The sequence below is a fragment of the Rathayibacter sp. AY1E6 genome (assembly GCF_002931115.1).
Taxonomy (GTDB): domain Bacteria; phylum Actinomycetota; class Actinomycetes; order Actinomycetales; family Microbacteriaceae; genus Rathayibacter.
This window is the reverse complement of the sequence record NZ_PSVK01000005.1, coordinates 167,935-172,274: the sequence shown is the minus strand read 5'-3', so window position 1 is coordinate 172,274 and position 4,340 is coordinate 167,935. Positions and strand designations below refer to the sequence as shown.

Below are 4,340 nucleotides of genomic sequence, written 5' to 3'. Positions count from 1 at the left end.
GGCGACGGTACTCATGGCGATCCCGCCTTCCGCTCGAACGGTGCGCTCCGGAGCGCACCGTTCGAGCGGAAGGCGGGATCGCCATGAGTACCGTCGCCGCGAACGCCGCCCAGCAGAAGGTGGCCGGCCGCTACTACCTGATCGAGCGCATCGGCTCCGGCGGGATGGGCTCGGTCTACCGGGCCCGCGACGAGACCGTGCAGCGCGAGGTCGCCGTGAAGGTGTTCCGCGCGGAGGCCTCGAACCCCGAGGACGTGGCCCGCCAGGAGCGCGAGGTGCGGATGCTGAGCTCCTTCGCCCACCCCGGCATCGTCAACCTCTTCGACGCGGGGCTGCACAACTTCGGCGGCGAGGTCCGCCGCTACGTCGTGATGGAGCTCGTCGCCGACCCCACGATGGAGGCGCGGCTCGAGTCCGGCCCCCTCCCGGCGGCGGAGGTCGCGGCGATCGGCACGCAGCTCGCCGAGGCCCTGGCCTACCTGCACGAGCGCGGCGTCGTGCACCGCGACGTGAAGCCCGCGAACATCCTGGTCAGCGAGGTCGCCTCCAGCGGCTACGCCCGCACCGCCAAGCTCACCGACTTCGGCGTGGCCCACTTCATGGACGGCTCCCGCCTGACCAGCGACGGCGTCGTGATCGGCACCGCGAGCTTCGTCAGCCCGGAGCAGGTCGCGGGCGAGCCGATCAGCGGAGCGAGCGACGTCTTCTCCCTCGGCCTGGTCCTCCTCGAGGCGATCACCGGTCACCGGGAGTACTCGGGCACCGTCCTCGAGGCGGCGATCGCCCGCCTCCACCGCAGCCCCTCCGTGCCCGACACCCTGCCGGCGGAGTGGCGGGCGCTGCTGACCTCGATGACACAGAGGGACCCGGAGAAGCGGCCGACCGCCGACAAGGTCGCGCACCGGCTCCGCGGCGGGATGACGACGGGCTCGGCTTCGGGCGCGCCGACCGCCTCGGACTCGCGCGCGGCACGGATCCGGCGCTCCGTGATCATCGGCTCGAGCGTGGTCGGCGTCGGCGCGATCGCGGCGCTGTCGTGGATGCTCGGAGCGCTCGCCGGTCGCTGACCGACCGGGCGCGGGGCCCTAGGCCTCGCCGGGGAACGCGGGACGGAGCACGATCCGCGTCCAGGCGCCCACGTAGATCCGATCGCCCTCCTCGACCTCGCGGCGCTGACCGGCGGCGATCGGCGACTGCGGGAGCGGAGCCCCGGCCGGGGCGAGGTACGTGCCGTTCGCCGACTGCAGATCCTCGACCCACCAGCGGTAGCCGTCGGTGCTCAGCTGGCAGTGGCGCCGCGAGACACCGGAGTCGGAGCCGCAGTCCACCTGCGGCGAGATGCCGCGGGAGACGGACGGGCGGCCGACGAGCAGGTTGCGCTCGCGGAGGACGACGGTCGCGGGCGGGCCGGGCGAGGGCATCGGGTCGTCAGCGCGCTGCTCGGCGTACCACTCCGGGTCGACCCAGAGCTCGGCGATCCACGGGCGGTCCGGGTCCGCGGAGGCGGAGGCGGGGCGGGCGGAGCCGGTGGCAGGCGCGGACGCGGCCTCCTCCTCCGACGCTGAGGCCTCGGGTGCCGCGTCGGGGGCTGCGGCCTCGGGTGCAGGGGCCTCCGGGATCACCTCGGTCGGCGGAGCGGCGGGCGGCGCGGTCGCGACGGGGGTGTCGAAGCCGGCCTCCTGCTCCGGGACCAGCTCGGTCGGAGCCGCGGGATCGGCCTGCGGCGCGGGCGCCTCGCCCAGGTGCTGGGCCGGGTCCCCCGACGGCGTCGCGGAGCCGCCGACCTCGCCCGGAGCGCGGACGGCGCCGGAGGAGGTGAACGGATCGGCCTCGGGGAGGGAGCCGGTCGTGAAGTCGTAGCCGCAGTTCTCGCAGAACAGGGCGCCGGGCTCGTTCGGGAACGAGCAGTGCGGGCAGACCGAGGGGCCGGTCGGGATCGCGGTGGTCGGCGCGGCGGGAGCGGGCGACGGGGCCGCAGCGGCACCGATGGGCGCCCCGCAGACGTCGCAGTAGTCGCCGGACTGCGAGGTGTGCCCCTCGGGGCAGCGGAAGCTCACTTGCGCACCCGCGTGGTCTTGGTCGACGCGGTGTCCAGCGCCATCTCGTCGAGGCGGTCCACGCCGCGCTTGAGCCGCACGGTGCCCTCGTTCGGGTTGTCGATCTCGACGACCTTCCGCAGCTTCGCGGTCGCCTCGTCGTTCCCGGTGACGGAGGCGAGCTGCACCGCGCGCCCGAGCTTGACCGTGGCGGTCGCCTCGTCGCCCCGCGCCTTGGCTGCGAGCCCGTCCTGGATCGCCGAGGCGAGCTCGGTCTGGCCGGTGTAGTGGGCGACGGCGGGGTCGATGCGGGCGGTCAGGGCGGAGTCGTCCGTCCAGCGCGCCTTCACCAGGGCGGAGGCGACCACCTCGTCGCGCACGCTGAGCTGCACCCGCGCGGCGAGCTGCTCCGAGCCGACCGGCTTCGACGCGACCCGGACCGCCACGTGGTACTCCCGCGACTCGTCGCCCCAGGCGCCGGTCGGGTAGGCGCCGGTGAGCGGGTTCACGGCGTTCCGCCGGGAGCTGAGGTCCTCGAGGTTCGGAGCGACCTGGCGGACGAAGAGCAGCTGCGCGCCCTGCGGAGTCCAGACGCGGAGCTCGCCGTTGGCGACTCCCCGGCCCATCGACGCCCGCATCAGCGACTCGAAGTCGGCGGCCATGTCGGCCGGGTTCGCGATCAGGCCCACGGTGCCCAGCAGGGCGCTCGCGATGGTGCGCGCCTCCTCGACGATCCAACGGGAGCCGACGCCGCGCACGTCGCACTGGAAGTCGCCCGACGCCGCGCGGATCGCCGCGTCCAGCTGCATCCGCGGCTCGTGCTCGTTCTTGCCGTCGGTGAGGAGGATCGCGTGCCTCTGCGTCGCCTCCGGCACGGTCGCGAACAGCTGGCGGGCGAGGGTCAGCCAGGTGCCCATCGCGGTGCCGCCGTCGGCCTGGAGGTAGCCGATCGCCTCCTTCGCCGCGGCCCGCGCCCCCGGCTCCATCCGCACCATCGAGACGGTGGCGTTGGGGTACGGGAAGGCGCGGTCGGCGCGCTCGGACCCGGCCACGACGGCGAAGAAGGTGCCGTCCAGGATCTGGTCGACGGCCACGGCGGCGGCGCGCTTCGCGGCCGTCATGTTCTCGCCGGTCATCGATCCGGAGCAGTCCACGATGATGATCTCGGCCGCGGCCCCGTCGGACCCGGCGACCCCCGTGCCGGACGCGGTCACCGTGACGATGGCGTGCACGTCGGTGGCGCCGTCCGAGAGGAACTCGTTCTGGAAAACACTCGCGCTGAACTCCGCCATTCCGGCAGTTTACGGGGACGCCCGGCCCGAGCGGCCCTCCATCGCCGAGGATCGGCCGGGCATCGCGGCCCGACGCCTGCACGACAGCTGTCGGGGCGGGCGGAGGCGGGTCGAGCGCCGCCGGAGCGCCCCCGTCAAGCCCGCCGCGGCCGGACACCGCCGGTGCCAGGGTGGAGCCGTGCCTCCCTGGACCCTCGCCCTCGCCAGCGGCGCCATCGGCGGCGCCACCCTCCTGATCGGCGCCGCGCTCGCCTGGTTCGTGCGCGTGCCCCCGAAGCTCACCGCCGCGATCTCCGCGTTCGGAGCAGGGGTGCTGATCTCGGCGCTCGCCTACGAGCTCGTGCAGGAGGCGGCGGACGACGGAGGACTGCTCCCGACGATCCTCGGCACGCTCGCGGGAGCCGTCGTCTTCGTCGGCGCGGACGCGCTGCTCACCCGCGCCGGCGCGGGGAACCGCAAGAGCGCGAAGGGGTCGGGCGGAGGAGGAGGCGCGGCCATCGCGGCCGGCGCCCTGATCGACGGGGTCCCCGAATCGATCGTGCTCGGCCTCTCGGTCGCCCAGGGCGGAGCGGGAGCGGCGATCAGCGTGCCCATCGTCGCCGCGGTCGCGATCTCGAACCTCCCCGAGGGCCTGTCCTCGACGGTCGGCATGAAAGCCGACGGCCGCTCCGCCCGCTACGTCTTCACCGTCTGGGGCGGGATCGCCGCGATCTCGGCCGCCGCGGCGCTGGTCGGCTTCCTGGTCTTCGCCACCGCACCGGGCGCGGTCGTGGCCTTCGTGACGACCGTAGCCGCCGGCGCGATCCTCGCCATGATCTCGAACACGATGATCCCCGAGGCGTTCGACCGCGACGACGTGCTCACCGGGCTGTACGCGGTCCTCGGGTTCGTGACGGCGTTCGCCTTGCACAGTGCTGGTTAGGACGCCGCTCCCCGCGCGGCGTCCCGCAGTCGGCTCCAGCGCGGGGCCGGGTCCCGAGGAGCGGGTCGCGCACGGCGACGCGGATCCGCT

Annotated in this window: 4 protein-coding genes; 2 read left to right on the top strand and 2 right to left on the bottom strand. The window is 74.4% G+C overall.

The genetic code is table 11. The annotated features are described in order from the left end of the window. The first annotated feature begins 83 nt into the window (after positions 1 to 83). Positions 84 to 1,067 carry a serine/threonine-protein kinase gene (locus C5C46_RS07215; protein ID WP_104226196.1) on the top strand — a complete coding sequence of 328 codons (984 nt, stop codon included), beginning with the start codon at positions 84 to 86 and terminating at the stop codon, positions 1,065 to 1,067. An 18-nt stretch (positions 1,068 to 1,085) separates the two neighbouring features. On the opposite strand, the gene C5C46_RS07210 is transcribed toward C5C46_RS07215, so the two are convergent. Both C5C46_RS07210 and C5C46_RS07205 read right to left on the bottom strand, forming a co-directional pair. Next, positions 1,086 to 2,057 carry an FHA domain-containing protein gene (locus tag C5C46_RS07210; protein WP_104226195.1) on the bottom strand — a complete coding sequence of 324 codons (972 nt, stop codon included), beginning with the start codon at positions 2,055 to 2,057 and terminating at the stop codon, positions 1,086 to 1,088. Beyond that, the gene (locus C5C46_RS07205; RefSeq protein ID WP_104226194.1) at positions 2,054 to 3,328 is read right to left on the bottom strand and encodes a VWA domain-containing protein; all 1,275 of its coding nucleotides are present in this window, start codon (positions 3,326 to 3,328) and stop codon (positions 2,054 to 2,056) included. The genes C5C46_RS07210 and C5C46_RS07205 overlap by 4 nt, the downstream gene beginning before the upstream one ends. Before the next feature lie 178 nt (positions 3,329 to 3,506). Here C5C46_RS07205 and C5C46_RS07200 point away from each other — a divergent pair, with 178 nt between their 5' ends. Further along, the gene (locus C5C46_RS07200; RefSeq protein WP_104223842.1) at positions 3,507 to 4,250 is read left to right on the top strand and encodes a ZIP family metal transporter; all 744 of its coding nucleotides are present in this window, start codon (positions 3,507 to 3,509) and stop codon (positions 4,248 to 4,250) included. Positions 4,251 to 4,340: the final 90 nt, after the last annotated feature.